The organism is Variovorax guangxiensis (assembly GCF_003952165.1).
GTDB classification, from domain to species: Bacteria; Pseudomonadota; Gammaproteobacteria; order Burkholderiales; family Burkholderiaceae_C; genus Variovorax; species Variovorax guangxiensis.
Genome location: NZ_RXFT01000007.1, coordinates 75,179 through 90,914, shown reverse-complemented (window position 1 = coordinate 90,914; position 15,736 = coordinate 75,179). Strand labels below are relative to the sequence as shown.

The window sequence follows — 15,736 nt, the reverse complement described above, 5'->3', positions numbered from 1 at the left end:
GCGCTGCGCAGCGGGAGCGTCAGGCGGTCAGCTCGTCCGCGCGGGCTTGCGCGGCGGCGAAGTCGAGGTCGCCCGAGTAGATGGCGCGGCCGCAGATCACGCCCTCGACGCCGTCGGACTCGACGGCGCAGAGCTGGTCGATGTCGGCCATGTTCGACAGGCCGCCCGAGGCGATCACCGGGATGGTGAGCGCCTGCGCGAGCTTGACGGTGGCCTCGATGTTGATGCCCGAGAGCATGCCGTCGCGGCCGATGTCGGTGTAGATGATCGACTCGACGCCGTAGTCCTCGAACTTCTTGCCCAGGTCGGCCACCTCGTGGCCCGTGAGCTTGCTCCAGCCGTCGGTGGCGACCTTGCCGTCCTTGGCGTCCAGGCCCACGATGATGTGGCCGCCGAAGGCGCTGCAGGCGTCCTTCAGGAAACCGGGGTTCTTGACCGCGGCGGTGCCGATGATCACGTAGCGCAGGCCGTCGTCGATGTAGCGCTCGATGGTGTCGAGGTCGCGGATGCCGCCGCCGAGCTGCACCGGGATGTCGTCGCCCACCTCCTTCAGGATCGCCTTGATCGCCGCGTGGTTCTGCGGCTTGCCGGCGAAGGCGCCGTTCAGGTCGACCAGGTGCAGCCGCCGCGCGCCGGCATCGACCCACTTTCGCGCCATGGCGGCGGGGTCTTCGCTGAAGATGGTGGACTGATCCATGTCGCCCTGCTTGAGGCGAACGCAGTGGCCGTCTTTGAGATCAATGGCGGGAATGAGGAGCATGGAAGTGACGCGAGTATGCGAATTCCGGGCTGTCAAAGCTTCGGCCCGGTCGGGAAACAGGTTCAGGGGTTCCAGTGGAGGAAATTGCGATATAGCTGCAGCCCATGGTCCGCACTCTTCTCCGGGTGGAACTGGGTTGCAAAAATGTTATCGCGTGCAATGGCTGCGGTAAAGCTCGCGCCATATTCCGCCTCGCCCACACTGTGTTTGGGGTTTGCCGGGCGGGCATAGAAGCTGTGGACGAAATAGAAATAGCTGAGGTCGGGCACCCCGGCCCACACCGCATGCGGCTGGGCCTGGCGCACCTGGTTCCAGCCCATCTGCGGCACCTTGAAGCGGCTGCCGTCGGGCTGCAGGCGCCCGGCCAGGTCGAACTTGACCACCTCGCCGGGAATGAGGCCGAGGCCATCGGTCGGGCCCTCGTCGCTGCGCGACAGCATCATCTGCATGCCCACGCACACGCCGAACAGCGGCTTGCTCGCCGCCGCCTCGAGCACCGATTCCTGCAGGCCCGAGTCGCGCAGCTCGCGCATGCAGTCGGGCATGGCGCCCTGCCCCGGCAGCACCACGCGGGTGGCCTTGCGGACCACGTCGGGGTCGGAGGTGACGAACACTTCCACGCCCACCTGGTCGGCCGCGTGGCGCACGGCCTGCGACACGGAGTGCAGGTTGCCCATGCCGTAGTCGACGACCGCGACGGTGTTTGCTGCTACAGATTTCATAGCTGATTGACGAACGCGTTCAGAGCGAGCCCTTGGTCGAGGGGATGACGCCGGCCGAGCGCGGATCGAGCTCGAGCGCGCCGCGCATGGCGCGCGCGAAGGCCTTGAACACCGTCTCGCACTGGTGGTGCGCGTTGACGCCCTTGAGGTTGTCGATGTGCAGCGTGACGAAGGCGTGGTTCACGAAGCCCTGGAAGAACTCGTAGGTGAGCTGGCTGTCGAAGGCGCCGATCATTCCGCTGGTGAAGGGCACGTGCATCTCCAGGCCCGGGCGGCCCGAGAAGTCGATGACGACGCGGCTCAGCGCCTCGTCCAGCGGCACGTAGGCGTGGCCGTAGCGGCGGATGCCCTTCTTGTCGCCCACGGCCCTGGCCACCGCCTGGCCCAGCGTGATGCCGACGTCTTCCACCGTGTGGTGGCCGTCGATGTGCAGGTCGCCCTGGCAGTCGACCTCGAGGTCGATCAGCCCGTGGCGGGCGATCTGGTCGAGCATGTGGTCGAAGAAGCCGATGCCGGTGGAGAGCTTGGCCTTTCCGGTGCCGTCGAGGTTGACGCTGACGGTGATCTTCGTCTCGGCGGTGTTGCGGGTGACGGTCGCGGTGCGATCGGCAGCGCCCGTGGCGGCCGTGTTGGTGGGGGTGGTCATAGTGAGGCTTCGAGTGCCGCGAGCATCCGCGCATTCTCGTCGGCCGTTCCGACGGTGAGGCGCAGGCAGTTTGCGAGCAGATCGTGCATTTTAGAAACGTTCTTCACCAGCACGCCGTGGGCCTTCATGCCCTCGAAGGTCTTCGCGGCATCGGGTACGCGCAGAAGGATCATGTTGGCGTCGCTCGGCCAGGTCTTCACGCCGGGCAGGCGGCCCAGGCCCATCATCAGGCGCTCGCGCTCATCGCGGATCTGGCGGGCCTGCGCCTCGAACACGTCGGCGTGCTCCAGGGCGAAGAGTGCGCACTCGCAGTTCAGCACGCTGATGTTGTAGGGCGGGCGCACCTTGTCGATCTCGGCGACCAGCGGGGCCGGGCCCATGAGGTAGCCCAGGCGGATGCCGGCCAGGCCGAACTTGCTGAGCGTGCGCATCAGCAGCACGTGGCCGTGCCTTGCCAGGCGGTCGATGTAGCTGCGCGCGGCGAAGGGTTGATAAGCCTCGTCGATCGCGACCAGGCCGCCCTGCGCGCCCTGGGCCTCGACGATGCGCTCCAGCACCGCGTCGTTCCAGAGGTTGGCCGTGGGGTTGTTCGGGTACGCGAGGTAGACGATGGCGGGCTTCTCGCGCTCGATGGCGGCCAGCATGGCGGCCTCGTCGAGTTCGAAGTCGGCCGTGAGCGGAACGCCGACGAAGCGCAGCCCCTGCAGCCTGGCGCTCATTGCGTACATGACGAAGCCGGGCACCGGCGCGAGCACCGTGGCGCCGGGCTTGTCGCAGGCAATCGCCAGCAGCGAGATCAGCTCGTCCGAGCCGTTGCCCAGCATCAGCTCGAAGCCCTCGGGCATCTGCGCATGCGCGGCCAGCGCGCGGCGCAGGTCGGCGCCGCGTTCGCCCGGGTAGCGGTTGAGCGCCAGTGCGCCCAGCCTCGCGCCGAGCTCGGCCTGCAGCGCGGGCGGCAGGCCGAAGGGGTTCTCCATGGCGTCGAGCTTGATGAAGCCGGTGGCATCCTGCACCGCGTAGGCGTTCATGGACCGCACGTCCTCGCGGATGCGGTCGAGCGGAAGGCGGGCGGATTCGGAAGGAGCAGCGGTCATCGGGTGCAGCGGTAGCTGTTGCGGAGGGCGCCGGCCATGACCAGTTGCACTGGCATGTCGGCTTCGTAACTGTCGGCGTTGCGGCTCAGCTCCGTCTGGTAGAGCGAGCGCGCCATGGAGGGCTCGAGGCGGCGGCCCTCGATGCAGAAGATGGGCTTCTGCCCGTTGCGCTGAGAAGCCTCGACGCCTTCGCGCAGCCCCTCGAGCACGCCGACGAGGTAATAGCTGGCGTAGGCCTTGCCATCTTTCTCGCCGGCTTCGAGCGTGCGCAGTTCGCGGATGCTCATGGCCTGCGCGCCGGTTGCGGCCGCCGCCAGCGCGAGCAGCAGGAAGGCGGCACGCTTCATGGGGCTCACTTGCGGTAGCGCGGCGGCGGCGCGTAGGCGCCGTCGGCCGGGAAGGCGCTGGGCTGCGCCGGGGCCGCGTCGCGGCGCTGGCGGCGGGGCGCGTCGCGCTCCTCCAGCTCGAACAGCGCGGCGCCGATCACGCCGATGTTGCGCACGTCGCCGGCCTCGGTGTTGGCGGCATAGGCGCGGCCGGGCGCGGAAAAGCGGAAGGCGGCGACCTCGTTCTGGCTCTTGCGGAAGCCTTCGATGGTCAGCGACTGCAGCGGACGCAGCACGTAGCCGCCGTTGCGCAGGCTGCCGGGCTTGCCGTTGAGCACGTCCAGGCCGTCGACCGTGGCGATCACCTCGTAGCTGCGCTCGCTCAGGTTGCGAAAGCGCAGCGTGTAGCGCGAGCCCTCGACGCCGGCCAGGCGGAACATGTCGTCGCCGCCGGCACCGCGGCGGGCGCGCTGCAGCGGCAGCGGGCGGCCGTCCTCGTCGAGCACAGACCATTCGACGTCGCCGTCGGCCAGCAGCAGGTTCAGGCGACGCTCGGGATTGCCGCCCACCGCGCGGCGCACGGCGGAGGCTTCGTTGTAGCCCAGCGAGGCCACGTCGTCCGGCCGGCTGGAAAGCCGCTTGGCGTCGACCGTGCGGGTCTTCGATTCGATGCCCTCGCCCCACTGCGTGCCGAGCTGCGGCGCGGGCGCCGCCGGCGCGGCGCTGGGCGTGGCGGTAGCGGCCACCGATTCGCGCGGCGCCTGCGGCATCTGGCTGCAGGCGGCCAGGAGCGCGGCGCCCGCGATGGCAATGGCGGCGAACCTGAACAGGCGCGAACCCGAACGCAAACTGAAATGCAAACCGAAAAGACGATCGATCATCAGGCGTGCCCCCCCCGCATGCGGGTTGTTGTTGGACTTCAGATCTTACGCAGCCGCATGCGGGCGGCCTCGGCGTGCGCCTGCAGGCCTTCGCCCTCGGCCAGCGTCACGGCGATGGGGCCCAGCACCTGGGCGCCGGCCTCGCTGACCTCGATCAGGCTGGAGCGCTTCTGGAAGTCGTACACGCCCAGCGGGCTCGAGAAGCGCGCCGTGCCGCTGGTGGGCAGCACGTGGTTCGGCCCGGCGCAGTAGTCGCCCAGGCTCTCGCTGGTGAAGGCGCCGAGGAAGATCGCACCGGCGTGGCGCAAGAGCGGCTCCCAGCGGCTCGGCTCGCCGCTGCTCACTTCCAGGTGCTCGGGGGCGATGCGGTTGCTGATCTCGCAGGCCTCTTCCATGCTCTTCGTGTGGATCAGCGCGCCGCGGCCGTTGAGCGAGGCGGCGATGATCTCCGCGCGCGGCATCGTGGGCAGCAGGCGGTCGATCTCGGCCTGCACGCGGTCGATGTAGGCGGCGTCGGGGCACAGCAGGATGCTCTGGGCCAGTTCGTCGTGCTCGGCCTGGCTGAACAGGTCCATCGCCACCCACTCGGGCGGCGTGGTGCCGTCGGCCAGCACCAGGATCTCGCTGGGGCCCGCGATCATGTCGATGCCGACCGTGCCGAACACGCGGCGCTTGGCGGCGGCGACGTAGGCGTTGCCGGGGCCGGTGATCTTGTCGACGGCGGGGATGGTGGCGGTGCCGTAGGCCAGCGCGGCCACGGCCTGGGCGCCGCCGATGGTGAAGCCGCGCGTCACGCCGGCCACATACGCGGCGGCGAGCACCAACTGGTTCTTCTCGCCCTTCGGGGTCGGTACAACCATGATGATCTCGCCGACGCCCGCGACGTGCGCCGGAATGGCGTTCATCAGCACGCTCGACGGATAGGCGGCCTTGCCGCCCGGCACATAGATGCCCACGCGGTCCAGCGGCGTGACCTTCTGGCCCAGCAGCGTGCCGTCGGCGTCGCGGTAGCTCCAGCTCTCGCCGCTGGCCTTCTTCTGGGCCTCGTGATAGCCGCGCACGCGGCGCGCGGCGGCTTCGAGGGCATCGCGCTGCCCGACGGGGAGCGACTCGAAGGCGGCCTTCAGCTCGGCCTGCGTCAGTTCCAGCTCGGGCAGCGCCTTCGCGCCGAGCTTGTCGAAGCGGTTCGTGTATTCGAGCACCGCCTCGTCGCCGCGCTTGCGCACATCGGCGAGGATGTCCGCCACCACCTTCTCGATGGCCGCGTCGGCGTCCGCCGACCAATGCAGCCGCGCCCTGAATTCAGCGTCGAAGCTGGCTGAAGTCGTGGACAGGCGGAGGGGGGCTGCTTTCGAGGTCATGGGACGGGACGGAAGGTTTCAGGCGGAAGGAATAGCTGACGCGAAGGCGTCGATGATGTGGCGGATGGGCTCGCGCTTGAGCTTGAGCGCGGCCTGGTTCACCACCAGGCGGGCGCTGATGTCCATGATGCGCTCCACCTCGACGAGGTGGTTGGCCTTGAGCGTGTTGCCGGTGGAGACCAGGTCGACGATGGCGTCGGCCAGGCCGGTGAGCGGCGCGAGCTCCATGCTGCCGTAGAGCTTGATCAGGTCGACGTGCACGCCCTTGCTCGCGAAGAAGTCGCGTGCCAGGCCCACGTACTTGGTGGCCACGCGCAGGCGCGAGCCCTGCTTCACGGCCGAGGTGTAGTCGTAGTCGGCGCGCACGGCCACGCTCAGGCGGCAGGCGGCGATGCGCAGGTCCAGCGGCTGGTAGAGGCCCTGGTTGCCGTGCTCCAGCAGCACGTCGAGGCCGGTCACGCCGAGGTCGGCGCCGCCGTACTGCACGTAGGTGGGCACGTCGGAGGCGCGCACCAGCACCACGCGCACGTCGGGGCGGGTGGTTCCGAGGATGAGCTTGCGCGACTTCTCGGGGTCTTCGGTGACCTCGATGCCGGCGGCGGCCAGCAGGGGCATCGTCTCCTCGAAGATGCGGCCTTTGGACAGAGCAAGCGTGATCACGATTGCGACTCCTGTGATGCGAAGGTGATCATGCGGCTGCGGCTCCGGTCAGTCGTTCGATGTCGGCGCCGAGGCCGCGCAGTTTGGCTTCCATGCGGTCGTAGCCCCGGTCGAGGTGGTAGATGCGGTCGACCAGCGTCTCGCCCTCGGCCACGAGGCCGGCGATGACGAGGCTGGCGGACGCGCGAAGGTCGGTGGCCATCACGGTGGCGCCCGAGAGCTGCTGCACGCCCTCGACCATCGCCACCTTGCCTTCGACGTGGATGTGGGCGCCCAGGCGCACCATCTCGTTCACGTGCATGAAGCGGTTCTCGAAGATGGTCTCGGTGACCATCGAGGCGCCGCGCGCGATCACGTTCAGGGCCATGAACTGGGCCTGCATGTCGGTCGGGAAGCCCGGGTATTCCGTGGTACTGAAGCTCTGCGCCTTCAGGTGCTCGTACGCCGGCCCCCTGGACGCGATGCGCACGCCGTCCTTCTCGGACTTGACGGTGCAGCCGGCGTCGCGCAGCTTGTCGATCACGGCGTCGAGGTGGTCGCCACGCGCGTGGCGCAGGAAGGCCTCGCCGCCCGTGGCCGCGACGGCGCACATGAAGGTGCCGGCCTCGATGCGGTCGGCCACCACGGCGTGCTCGCAGCCGTGCAGCTTCTCGACGCCCTGGATGCGGATGTGGCTGGTGCCGTGGCCTTCGATCTTCGCGCCCATGCGGATCAGCATCTCGGCCAGGTCGACGATCTCGGGCTCCTGCGCGGCGTTCTCCAGCAGCGTCTCGCCCTCGGCCAGCGCGGCGGCCATGAGGAAGTTCTCGGTGCCGGTGACGGTGACCATGTCGGTCAGGATGCGCGCGCCCTTCAGCCGCGTGCGCCCCGCCGGCAGGCGCGCGACCATGTAGCCGTGATCGACCACGATCTCGGCGCCCATGGCCTGCAGGCCCTTGATGTGCTGGTCGACCGGCCGCGAGCCGATGGCGCAGCCGCCCGGCAGCGACACCTTGGCGTGGCCGAAGCGCGCCAGCAGCGGGCCCAGGGCCAGTACCGAGGCGCGCATGGTCTTGACCAGCTCGTAGGGCGCTTCCGGCTTGGTGAGTTCGGCCGCGTTGAGTTGCACGGTGCCGTTGTCATCGCGCTCGGCCGAAACACCCATGTTGCGTACCAGCTTGAGCATGGTCGACACGTCCTGCAGGCGCGGCACGTTGTGCAGCACCACGGGCTCGTCGGTCAGCAGGGCCGCGCACAGTTCGGGCAGCGCTGCGTTCTTGGCGCCGGAAATGAGTACTTCGCCGCGGAGCTCTCGCCCGCCGCGAATCAGAAGTTTGTCCATCGAAGTTCCAGCGAAATCAGGAGGCCGCCAGGGGCCGGGGAGTCATTTTTCCACCGCCGCCCATTCGGCCGGCGTGTATGTCTTCATCGAAAGCGCATGCACCTCGTCGGTGTGCATTTTCGCACCCAGGGTGGCGTAGACCCGCTGGTGGCGCTGGATCGAGCGCTTGCCCTCGAATTCGGTCGAGACGATGGTCGCGTACCAATGTCGGCCATCGCCCTCCAGCGAGATGTGCTCGCACGGCAGGTGGGCGGTGATGATGGCTTGGAGCTGGTCAGCGGTCATGGGAGTCGTGGAAGGAGGCGTTCAGCCTCTGATTTTGTAGCCGATGCGAAGCAAGTGGATGGCGATAGCGCTCACCACCAGCCATGCGGTGCCGACGATGCCCAGGCTGAGCCAGGGCGACGCGTCGCTCACACCGAAGAAGCCGTAGCGGAAGCCGTCGATCATGTAGAAGAACGGGTTCAGGTGGCTGACGTTCTGCCAGAACGGCGGCAGCGAGCCGATCGAATAGAACACGCCCGACAGGAAGGTCATGGGCATGATCAGGAAATTCTGGAACACCGCCATCTGGTCGAACTTCTCGGCCCAGAGCCCGGCGATGAGTCCCAGCGTGCCCAGCATGGCCGAGCCCAGCAGCGCGAACACCAGGATCCACACCGGCGCGACGAAGCTCGGCTGCGCGAACAGCACCGTCACCACGAACACGCCCAGCCCCACCGCCAGCCCGCGGATGACCGACGAGCCCACGTAGGCGAAGAACCAGCCCCAGTGCGAAAGAGGAGTGAGCAGCACGAAGACCAGGTTGCCCATGATCTTGCTCTGGATGATCGAGGACGAGCTGTTGGCGAAGGCGTTCTGCAGCACGCTCATCATCACCAGGCCCGGAACGAGGAAGGCGGTGTAGCCGACCGTGCCGTAGACCTTCACGTGGTCTTCGAGCACGTGGCCGAACACCATCAGGTACAGCAGCGCGGTGAGCACCGGCGCGCCCACGGTCTGGAAGCCGACCTTCCAGAAGCGCAGCGTCTCCTTGTAGAGCAGCGCGCGCCAACCCGTGACGGCGATCATGAGGCCCCCTTGCACGGCACTGCGTGTCCGTGCTTCCCCCCGAGGGGGAGCTTCGCTTGCTTGGGGCGGCCCGGCGCGGCGCTCATCGCGCCACCTCCAGCGGCGTCTGCTCGCCGGCCATCAGGTCGATGAACACGTCTTCCAGGTCGGCCTTGCGCATTTCCACGTCTTCCACCGTGACGCCGGCTTCGCGAATGGCGGCCAGCAGTTGTTCGACTTCATGGGCGTTCTGCGCCGGCAGCTGCACGATGCGCCCGGTGATGCGCGCATGCTGCGCGATGGCCCAGGGCAGCATGGCGTCGGTCTTGAATCGCAGCACGTTGCTCGCTGCCGACTTCAGCAGCTCGCTGGTGCGGTCGAGCGCGATCACCTTGCCCAGCTTGAGCATCGCGATGCGGCTGCACAGCGCCTCGGCCTCTTCGAGGTAATGGGTGGTGAGCAGCACGGTGCTGCCCTGCTTGTTGAGCCTGGCGACGAACTGCCAGAGCGTCTGGCGCAGCTCGACGTCGACGCCGGCGGTGGGCTCGTCGAGCACGATCACCGGCGGCTTGTGCACCAGCGCCTGCGCCACGAGCACGCGGCGCTTCATGCCGCCGGAGAGCTGGCGCATGTTGGCCGTGGCCTTGTCGGCAAGGCCCAGGCTCTGCAGCAGCTCGTCGATCCAGGCTTCGTTGTTGGTGATGCCGAAGTAGCCCGACTGGATGCGCAGCGACTCGCGCACGTTGAAGAAGGGGTCGAACACCAGCTCCTGCGGCACGATGCCGAGCTGGCGGCGCGCCTGCGCGTACTCGCGCTGCACGTCGAATCCGTGGACGCTGATGGCACCCGCCGTAGGCCGCGAAAGGCCCGCGAGCATGCTGATCAGGGTGGTCTTTCCCGCGCCGTTCGGGCCGAGCAGGCCGAAGAACTCGCCCTCCTCGATCTGGAAGCTGACCTCGTCGACCGCCTTGAGCCCCGGCTTGCCCTGGGCCTTCTGCTGTCTGGAGGGGGGATAGGTCTTGGAGACCGACTGGAATGAGATCGCGGGCATGGGAGCCCGCGATTTTAAGGTGCCGCTTTACAAGCTGCCGGGCAGCGGCCCGATACCCTCATGCGGCCCCGGCCGGGGCCGACGGGTCAGGGCGCGGCGGGCAAAAGTCCGGCAATGCCGTACAGGGCCGCCAGTTCGCGCAGCCGGGGCGAGAGCCCCTTGACGGAGAAACCGCGCCCCAGCGCGCTCGATTCGCGCCGGCATTCGAGCAGCACGGCCAGCGCCGATGAATCGAACTGGGTCAGCGCCGTCGCGTCGACCACGGTGGACGACGAGTCGGTCTGGCCCTTCAGCCCCTGCTGCAGCATGCGCATGCAGGCGGGGGCTTCGTCATGGGTCAGTCGGGCGGGCAGGACCAGCATGTCGCGCGGCTCCGGCTCAGCTCTTGCCGTTGCCCTTGTTGCGCGCGGCCAGCGCGGTAATCAGGCCGTCGATGCCGCTCTTGTTGATTTCCTGCGCGAACTGGGTGCGGTAGGTATCGACCAGCCAGACGCCCAGCACGTTCAGGTTGTAGACCTTCCAGCCGGCGCCCTGGCCGGGGGTCTTCTCGAGGCGGTAGTCGAGCTGGACCGGATCGCCGCGGCCGCGGACCTCGGTGCGCACCAGCACGTCCTTGTCGTCGGGCGAGCCGCGGAACGGACGCACGGTGACGGTCTGGTCGGTCACCTGGTCGAGCGCGCCGGCATAGGTGCGGACCAGCAGGGCCTTGAACTCGTCCTGCAGGCGCTTCTGCTGCTCGGGGGTGGCGGTACGCCAGGCCGGGCCGACGGCAGAGGCGGTCATGCGCTGGAAGTTGACGTTCGGCATGATCTTGCTGTCGACCAGCACCATGATCTTGTTGACGTCGCCCGACTTGATGGACGAGTCGGCCTTGATCGTCTCGAGCACGTCGGTCGACAGGCGCTTGACCAGTGCGTCGGGCGCCTCGTCGGCGGCACGGGCGGGCTGGACGAAGGCGACGGCGGCACTGAACAGCAGTGCGCCGGCCAGAGCCAGGCGGCCGAGATCGCGACGTTGCAGGGTCTTGTTGTTCATGGAGAGTCCCTCATTCAAGTTTGAAAATCCGCAGGCACCCGGAAAACCGGCTGCTGAGACAGGAACGGATTCGAGCCCCACGGGGCCGACGGGGTTCCTGTCCGGGAGGTGAAGCCTTGCAACCGGATGCAAGCGGGCTGCCCTCCCTTGCGTCGTCTTTATTTGTCGGCGCCCTTGTCCATGCCGCCGCCGTCGTCGGGCGGGTTGCCGTCGTAGACCTGGCTGCGGCGGCGCTGCAGGTACGCATCGCGCGTGAACGAATACTTGTCGAGCGCCGCGTCGCCAAGCAGGCGGCTCGCGCGCAGGTACTGCGAGCGCGTGTCGACGACGCGCAGCACCGTCAGCGAATTGCGCCAGGGGATGTCCTCCACGTAGCCCAGCGGGTCGCCCCACATGTCGAGCGGCTTGGCGGCGGTGTCGCGCAGCGTGGAGGAGCCCAGCAGCGGCAGCACCACGTACGGGCCGGAACCCACGCCCCAGTAGCCCAGGGTCTGACCGAAGTCTTCCTCGTGGCGCGGGAGGCGCGCTTCGGTCGCCACGTCCAGCACACCGCCGAGGCCGAAGATGGTGTTGACGTTCAGCCGCATGAAGGTCTCGGCACTGTTCTGCAGCTTGAGCTGGGCCACGTTGTTGACGAGGTTCCAGACGTCACCGATGTTGTTGAAGAAGTTGTTCACGCCGGTGCGCACCATGGAGGGCAGCGCGTTCTGGTAGGCCGTGGCCGCGGGCACCAGCACGGCATCGTCGACGGCGTCGTTGAAGCGCGAGACACCCCGGTTGAACGGCTCGAGGGGATCGGCGGGGTTGGCGTTGGGGCCGGTCGCACAACCGGCGGCCAGGGCAAGTACCGCGCCGGCGCCAATCCAGCGGGTCCGGCTTGCTACGCTATTCATAGCAAAAAACAAAGAAGATCGTGTTTTCATTTCTTATTGGCTGTTCCAGGCGTGGAATTTCCCTCCGCCGCCTTGCTGTACAGGAACTGGCTGATCAGGTTTTCCAGCACCACGGCCGATTGGGTCGCGGTGATGGTGTCGCCGGCTTGCAAGTTCTTGTCCTCGGCGCCCGCCTCGATTCCGATGTACTGCTCGCCGAGCAAGCCACTGGTCAGGATCTTGAGCGAGCTGTCCTTGGGAAAACTGTAACGGTTTTGCAAAGCCAGAGTGACGTCTGCCTGAAAGGTCTTGTCGTTGAAGGAGATGGATTCCACACGCCCGACCACCACGCCCGCGCTCTTCACCGCGGTCTGCGGCTTGAGGCCGCCGATGTTGTCGAAGCGCGCCGTGACCGAATAGGTCTTCTGGAAGTTCAGGCTCAGCAGGTTGGCCGACTGCAGCGCGAGGAACAGCAGCGCAGCAGCGCCGATCAGGACGAACAGGCCGACCCAGATGTCATTGTTGGAACGTTGCATATCGACTCTTCCTAAATTCCAGCGGTTTGGCTCATTCGGGGAACACCGCAGAACCGGCTTGGCCGGGCTGCAGGTGTTGCCCCCTGCAAGGGGGTTGGCGGCCACACGAAGTGGGCAAGCCTGGGGGCGTGCCTGGTCATATGCTGAACATCATGGCGGTCAACAAGAAGTCGAGGCCCAACACCGCCAGCGACGCCGTCACCACCGTGCGCGTGGTCGCGCGCGATACGCCCTCGGGCGTGGGCTGGGCCTCGTAGCCCTGCAGCAGCGCGATGAAGGTCACGGTGAAGCCGAAGACGATGCTCTTGATGACGCCGTTGCCGACATCGCGCCACACGTCGACGCCGCCCTGCATCTGGGCCCAGAACGCGCCGGGGTCCACGCCCAGCATCAGCACGCCCACCACGTAGCCGCCCATGATGCCAATGGCGCTGAACACCGCCGCCAGCAGCGGCATGGTGATGACGCCGGCCCAGAAGCGCGGCGCGAGCACGCGCTGCACCGGGTCGATGGCCATCATCTCCATGGCGCTCAGTTGTTCGTCGGCCTTCATGAGGCCGATCTCGGCCGTCAGCGAGGTGCCGGCACGGCCGGTGAACAGCAGCGCCGCCACCACGGGACCGAGCTCGCGCACCAGGCTCAGCGCGACCAGCAGGCCCAGCGCCTCGGAGGAGCCGTAGCGCTGCAGCGCGTAGTACATCTGCAGACCGAGCACGAAGCCCACGAACAGGCCCGACACGCCGATGATGGCCAGCGAGTAGTTGCCCAGGAAATGGATCTGGTCGCGCACCAGGCCGAAGCGGCGCAGGATCTGCGCGCCCGGACCGACCAGGCGCATGAAGAGCTTCGCGCCGTAGCCCAGGTTGGCCAGGTGGCTGCGCGTGGCGAAACCGACGTCGGATGGCTTCCACCAGGTCATGAGCGCCCTCCTTCGACGTTGCCAAAGTCGTCTTCGATGCTGAGGCCCGGGTAGTGGAAATGCACGGGGCCATCAGGCAGCGCGTTCACGAACTGATGGACCAGCGGATCGGCGCTCTCGCGTACCTCGGCCGGCGTGCCCTGCGCGGCGATGCCGCCGTTGGCCAGGATGATCACGTGGTCGGCGATGCGGAAGGTTTCTTCCAGGTCGTGCGACACGATGATGCTGGTGAGCCCCAGCGCGTCGTTGAGCTGGCGGATGAGGCGCGCGGCCGTGCCGAGAGAGATCGGGTCGAGTCCGGCGAAGGGCTCGTCGTACATCACGAGGTCGGGGTCGAGCGCGATGGCCCGTGCCAGCGCCACGCGCCGCGCCATGCCGCCCGACACCTCGCTGGGCATCAGGTCGCGCGCGCCGCGCAGGCCGACCGCATCGAGCTTCATGAGCACCACGTCGCGCACCAGCGCTTCGGAAAGTTGCGTGTGCTCGCGCAGCGGGAACGCCACGTTGTCGAACACGCTCATGTCGGTGAAGAGCGCGCCGAACTGGAACAGCATGCCCATGCGCCGGCGCGCGGCGTAGAGGGCGCTCGCATCCATCCTGCCGACATCATTGCCGTCGAAGAGCACCTCGCCGCGCTGCGCCTTCTGCTGTCCGCCGATCAGGCGCAGCACCGTGGTCTTGCCGCCGCCCGATGCGCCCATCAGCGCCGTCACCTTGCCGCGCGGTACGGCGAACGAGACGCCGTCGAGGATGGTGCGCGCACCATAGCCGAACTTGACGTCGCGAAACTCTACGAAGGGATGTGGCAGCGGTGTGGCGGTGTCCATCTCAATAAAAAAGCCGGGGCGCTTTTCCAAGCATCCCGGCATGCGGTTTGACGCGGATGATAACGGGGCCGTGGCCGGCCCCGCGAAACTGAAACAAAATTCAGCGCGGCGGCCGTCAGACCCTCGTCAGGAACCCGTGGACAAAGGCCCCTGGCGCCGCGAACCGTCTCTTCAGCGAGGCAGGTCGCTGAAACCCATCAGGAACTCGTCCACCGAACGCGCGGCCTGGCGGCCTTCGCGGATCGCCCACACCACCAGCGACTGTCCGCGGCGGATGTCGCCGGCCGCAAAGACCTTCGGAACGTTGGTGGCATAGCCGCCGACGAAGTCGACCGTCGCCCGGGCGTTGCCGCGTGCATCCTTCTCCACGCCGAAGGCGTCGAGCACCGAGGCCACGGGGCTCACGAAACCCATGGCGAGCAGCACCAGGTCGGCCTTGAGCACCTGCTCGCTGCCGGCCACTTCCTGCATCTTGCCGTCCTTCCATTCGACGCGAACGGTCTTCAGGCCGGTGACCTTGCCCTTTTCGCCGATGAACTCCTTGGTGGAGATCGCGAACTCGCGCTCGCAGCCCTCTTCGTGGCTGGAGCTGGTGCGCAGCTTGATCGGCCAGTACGGCCAGGTCAGAGGACGGTTCTCTTCCTCGGGCGGCTGCGGCATCAGCTCGAACTGCGTGACGCTCACCGCGCCATGGCGGTTGCTGGTACCCACGCAGTCGGAGCCGGTATCGCCGCCGCCGATGACGATCACGTGCTTGCCGTCGGCGCGCAGCTGGCCCTTGACCTTGTCGCCCGCGTTGACGCGGTTCTGCTGCGGCAGGAACTCCATCGCGAAGTGGATGCCGTCGAGGTCGCGGCCGGGCACGGGCAGGTCGCGCGACTGCTCGGCGCCGCCGGTCAGCAGCACGGCATCGAACTCTTTCTGCAGTTGCTCGGGCGTGACGGTTTCCTTGGCCAGGTTCGTGACCTTGGAGCCCTTGCCCAGCGGATCCTTCGCGGCGCCGACGATCACGCCAGTGCGGAACACCACGCCTTCGGCCTTCATCTGCTCGACGCGGCGATCGATGTGCGACTTCTCCATCTTGAAGTCGGGAATGCCGTAGCGCAGCAGGCCGCCGACGCGGTCGTTCTTCTCGAAGAGCGTCACGTCGTGGCCGGCGCGCGCCAGCTGCTGGGCCGCTGCCATGCCGGCCGGGCCCGAACCCACCACCGCGACCTTCTTGCCGGTCTTGTGCTTGGCGACGCGCGGCGCCACCCAGCCTTCGTCCCAGGCGCGGTCGATGATGGCGTGCTCCAGCGACTTGATGCCGACAGCGTCGTCGTTCACGTTGAGCACGCAGGCAGCCTCGCAGGGCGCGGGGCAGATGCGGCCGGTGAACTCGGGGAAGTTGTTGGTCGAGTCGAGCACCGCGAAGGCGTTCTGCCAGTCGTTGCGGTACACCAGGTCGTTGAAGTCCGGAATGATGTTGTTGACCGGGCAGCCGCTGTTGCAGAACGGCGTGCCGCAGTCCATGCAGCGCGCGCCCTGCACCTTGGCCTGGTCGTTGCTCAGGCCGACGACGAATTCCTTATAGTGCTTGACGCGCTCCTCGACGGGCTTGTAGCCCTCCTCGATGCGCTCATGCTCCATGAAGCCGGTGATCTTTCCCATCGTGCTTTCCTTTGTTCTCTGTACT

At 67.5% G+C, this 15,736-nt stretch carries 19 protein-coding genes; all 19 read right to left on the bottom strand.

Features of this window, described 5'->3' with window-relative positions; genetic code table 11:
- Positions 1-19: 19 nt before the first annotated feature.
- Positions 20-760 (bottom strand): 1-(5-phosphoribosyl)-5-[(5-phosphoribosylamino)methylideneamino]imidazole-4-carboxamide isomerase, encoded by a 741-nt coding sequence (gene hisA / locus EJP67_RS17575; protein ID WP_093299818.1) that lies wholly within the window; start codon positions 758-760, stop codon positions 20-22.
- A gap of 62 nt (positions 761-822) precedes the next feature.
- Positions 823-1,482, bottom strand: a complete 660-nt coding sequence (gene hisH, locus EJP67_RS17570; protein ID WP_126023010.1) for an imidazole glycerol phosphate synthase subunit HisH — start codon at positions 1,480-1,482, stop codon at positions 823-825.
- A gap of 19 nt (positions 1,483-1,501) precedes the next feature.
- Positions 1,502-2,128 carry an imidazoleglycerol-phosphate dehydratase HisB gene (gene hisB / locus EJP67_RS17565; RefSeq protein WP_126023009.1) on the bottom strand — a complete coding sequence of 209 codons (627 nt, stop codon included), beginning with the start codon at positions 2,126-2,128 and terminating at the stop codon, positions 1,502-1,504.
- Entirely contained in the window at positions 2,125-3,222 is a 1,098-nt protein-coding gene (hisC, locus tag EJP67_RS17560; protein ID WP_126023008.1) for a histidinol-phosphate transaminase, read from the bottom strand. The genes hisB and hisC overlap by 4 nt, the downstream gene beginning before the upstream one ends.
- Positions 3,219-3,569 (bottom strand): hypothetical protein, encoded by a 351-nt coding sequence (locus EJP67_RS17555; RefSeq protein ID WP_126023007.1) that lies wholly within the window; start codon positions 3,567-3,569, stop codon positions 3,219-3,221. The genes hisC and EJP67_RS17555 overlap by 4 nt, the downstream gene beginning before the upstream one ends.
- A 5-nt stretch (positions 3,570-3,574) precedes the next feature.
- Positions 3,575-4,429, bottom strand: coding sequence for a hypothetical protein (locus tag EJP67_RS17550; RefSeq protein WP_126023006.1), 855 nt, complete (start codon positions 4,427-4,429; stop codon positions 3,575-3,577).
- Between the two features lie 38 nt (positions 4,430-4,467).
- Entirely contained in the window at positions 4,468-5,790 is a 1,323-nt protein-coding gene (hisD, locus tag EJP67_RS17545; protein ID WP_126023005.1) for a histidinol dehydrogenase, read from the bottom strand.
- Positions 5,791-5,808: 18 nt separating this feature from the next.
- A complete protein-coding gene (gene hisG, locus EJP67_RS17540; RefSeq protein ID WP_126023004.1) occupies positions 5,809-6,450 on the bottom strand; it encodes an ATP phosphoribosyltransferase in 642 nt (213 codons plus the stop codon).
- A 28-nt stretch (positions 6,451-6,478) separates the two neighbouring features.
- Positions 6,479-7,771, bottom strand: a complete 1,293-nt coding sequence (gene murA, locus EJP67_RS17535; protein ID WP_126023003.1) for a UDP-N-acetylglucosamine 1-carboxyvinyltransferase — start codon at positions 7,769-7,771, stop codon at positions 6,479-6,481.
- Positions 7,772-7,813: 42 nt separating this feature from the next.
- Positions 7,814-8,056, bottom strand: coding sequence for a BolA family protein (locus EJP67_RS17530; protein WP_126023002.1), 243 nt, complete (start codon positions 8,054-8,056; stop codon positions 7,814-7,816).
- Between the two features lie 21 nt (positions 8,057-8,077).
- Positions 8,078-8,842: an ABC transporter permease gene (locus EJP67_RS17525; RefSeq protein ID WP_126023001.1), complete on the bottom strand. Its 765-nt coding sequence runs from the start codon at positions 8,840-8,842 to the stop codon at positions 8,078-8,080.
- Between the two features lie 82 nt (positions 8,843-8,924).
- Positions 8,925-9,872 (bottom strand): ABC transporter ATP-binding protein, encoded by a 948-nt coding sequence (locus EJP67_RS17520; RefSeq protein ID WP_126023000.1) that lies wholly within the window; start codon positions 9,870-9,872, stop codon positions 8,925-8,927.
- An 86-nt stretch (positions 9,873-9,958) separates the two neighbouring features.
- Entirely contained in the window at positions 9,959-10,234 is a 276-nt protein-coding gene (locus EJP67_RS17515) for an STAS domain-containing protein (protein WP_126022999.1), read from the bottom strand.
- A gap of 16 nt (positions 10,235-10,250) precedes the next feature.
- A complete protein-coding gene (locus EJP67_RS17510) occupies positions 10,251-10,907 on the bottom strand; it encodes an MlaC/ttg2D family ABC transporter substrate-binding protein (RefSeq protein ID WP_126022998.1) in 657 nt (218 codons plus the stop codon).
- 158 nt (positions 10,908-11,065) lie between these two features.
- The gene (locus tag EJP67_RS17505; protein WP_206169519.1) at positions 11,066-11,800 is read right to left on the bottom strand and encodes an MlaA family lipoprotein; all 735 of its coding nucleotides are present in this window, start codon (positions 11,798-11,800) and stop codon (positions 11,066-11,068) included.
- Positions 11,801-11,826: 26 nt separating this feature from the next.
- The gene (gene mlaD / locus EJP67_RS17500; RefSeq protein WP_019654418.1) at positions 11,827-12,315 is read right to left on the bottom strand and encodes an outer membrane lipid asymmetry maintenance protein MlaD; all 489 of its coding nucleotides are present in this window, start codon (positions 12,313-12,315) and stop codon (positions 11,827-11,829) included.
- Between the two features lie 136 nt (positions 12,316-12,451).
- The gene (mlaE, locus tag EJP67_RS17495; protein ID WP_126022996.1) at positions 12,452-13,234 is read right to left on the bottom strand and encodes a lipid asymmetry maintenance ABC transporter permease subunit MlaE; all 783 of its coding nucleotides are present in this window, start codon (positions 13,232-13,234) and stop codon (positions 12,452-12,454) included.
- Entirely contained in the window at positions 13,231-14,061 is an 831-nt protein-coding gene (locus tag EJP67_RS17490) for an ABC transporter ATP-binding protein (protein WP_126022995.1), read from the bottom strand. The genes mlaE and EJP67_RS17490 overlap by 4 nt, the downstream gene beginning before the upstream one ends.
- Positions 14,062-14,232: 171 nt before the next feature.
- Positions 14,233-15,711, bottom strand: coding sequence for a glutamate synthase subunit beta (locus EJP67_RS17485; RefSeq protein WP_126022994.1), 1,479 nt, complete (start codon positions 15,709-15,711; stop codon positions 14,233-14,235).
- Positions 15,712-15,736 lie beyond the last annotated feature (25 nt).

What these genes read in the sequence shown, in the direction of transcription:
- EJP67_RS17525 (WP_126023001.1), bottom strand. Translation starts at nt 8,842, where the DNA reads ATGATCGCCGTCACGGGTTGGCGCGCGCTGCTCTACAAGGAGACGCTG.
- hisC (WP_126023008.1), bottom strand. Translation starts at nt 3,222, where the DNA reads ATGACCGCTGCTCCTTCCGAATCCGCCCGCCTTCCGCTCGACCGCATC.
- EJP67_RS17550 (WP_126023006.1), bottom strand. Translation starts at nt 4,429, where the DNA reads ATGATCGATCGTCTTTTCGGTTTGCATTTCAGTTTGCGTTCGGGTTCG.
- EJP67_RS17510 (WP_126022998.1), bottom strand. Translation starts at nt 10,907, where the DNA reads ATGAACAACAAGACCCTGCAACGTCGCGATCTCGGCCGCCTGGCTCTG.
- hisB (WP_126023009.1), bottom strand. Translation starts at nt 2,128, where the DNA reads ATGACCACCCCCACCAACACGGCCGCCACGGGCGCTGCCGATCGCACC.
- EJP67_RS17505 (WP_206169519.1), bottom strand. Translation starts at nt 11,800, where the DNA reads ATGAATAGCGTAGCAAGCCGGACCCGCTGGATTGGCGCCGGCGCGGTA.
- mlaE (WP_126022996.1), bottom strand. Translation starts at nt 13,234, where the DNA reads ATGACCTGGTGGAAGCCATCCGACGTCGGTTTCGCCACGCGCAGCCAC.
- EJP67_RS17530 (WP_126023002.1), bottom strand. Translation starts at nt 8,056, where the DNA reads ATGACCGCTGACCAGCTCCAAGCCATCATCACCGCCCACCTGCCGTGC.
- EJP67_RS17490 (WP_126022995.1), bottom strand. Translation starts at nt 14,061, where the DNA reads ATGGACACCGCCACACCGCTGCCACATCCCTTCGTAGAGTTTCGCGAC.
- mlaD (WP_019654418.1), bottom strand. Translation starts at nt 12,315, where the DNA reads ATGCAACGTTCCAACAATGACATCTGGGTCGGCCTGTTCGTCCTGATC.
- hisD (WP_126023005.1), bottom strand. Translation starts at nt 5,790, where the DNA reads ATGACCTCGAAAGCAGCCCCCCTCCGCCTGTCCACGACTTCAGCCAGC.
- EJP67_RS17520 (WP_126023000.1), bottom strand. Translation starts at nt 9,872, where the DNA reads ATGCCCGCGATCTCATTCCAGTCGGTCTCCAAGACCTATCCCCCCTCC.
- hisA (WP_093299818.1), bottom strand. Translation starts at nt 760, where the DNA reads ATGCTCCTCATTCCCGCCATTGATCTCAAAGACGGCCACTGCGTTCGC.
- EJP67_RS17485 (WP_126022994.1), bottom strand. Translation starts at nt 15,711, where the DNA reads ATGGGAAAGATCACCGGCTTCATGGAGCATGAGCGCATCGAGGAGGGC.
- murA (WP_126023003.1), bottom strand. Translation starts at nt 7,771, where the DNA reads ATGGACAAACTTCTGATTCGCGGCGGGCGAGAGCTCCGCGGCGAAGTA.
- hisH (WP_126023010.1), bottom strand. Translation starts at nt 1,482, where the DNA reads ATGAAATCTGTAGCAGCAAACACCGTCGCGGTCGTCGACTACGGCATG.
- EJP67_RS17515 (WP_126022999.1), bottom strand. Translation starts at nt 10,234, where the DNA reads ATGCTGGTCCTGCCCGCCCGACTGACCCATGACGAAGCCCCCGCCTGC.
- EJP67_RS17555 (WP_126023007.1), bottom strand. Translation starts at nt 3,569, where the DNA reads ATGAAGCGTGCCGCCTTCCTGCTGCTCGCGCTGGCGGCGGCCGCAACC.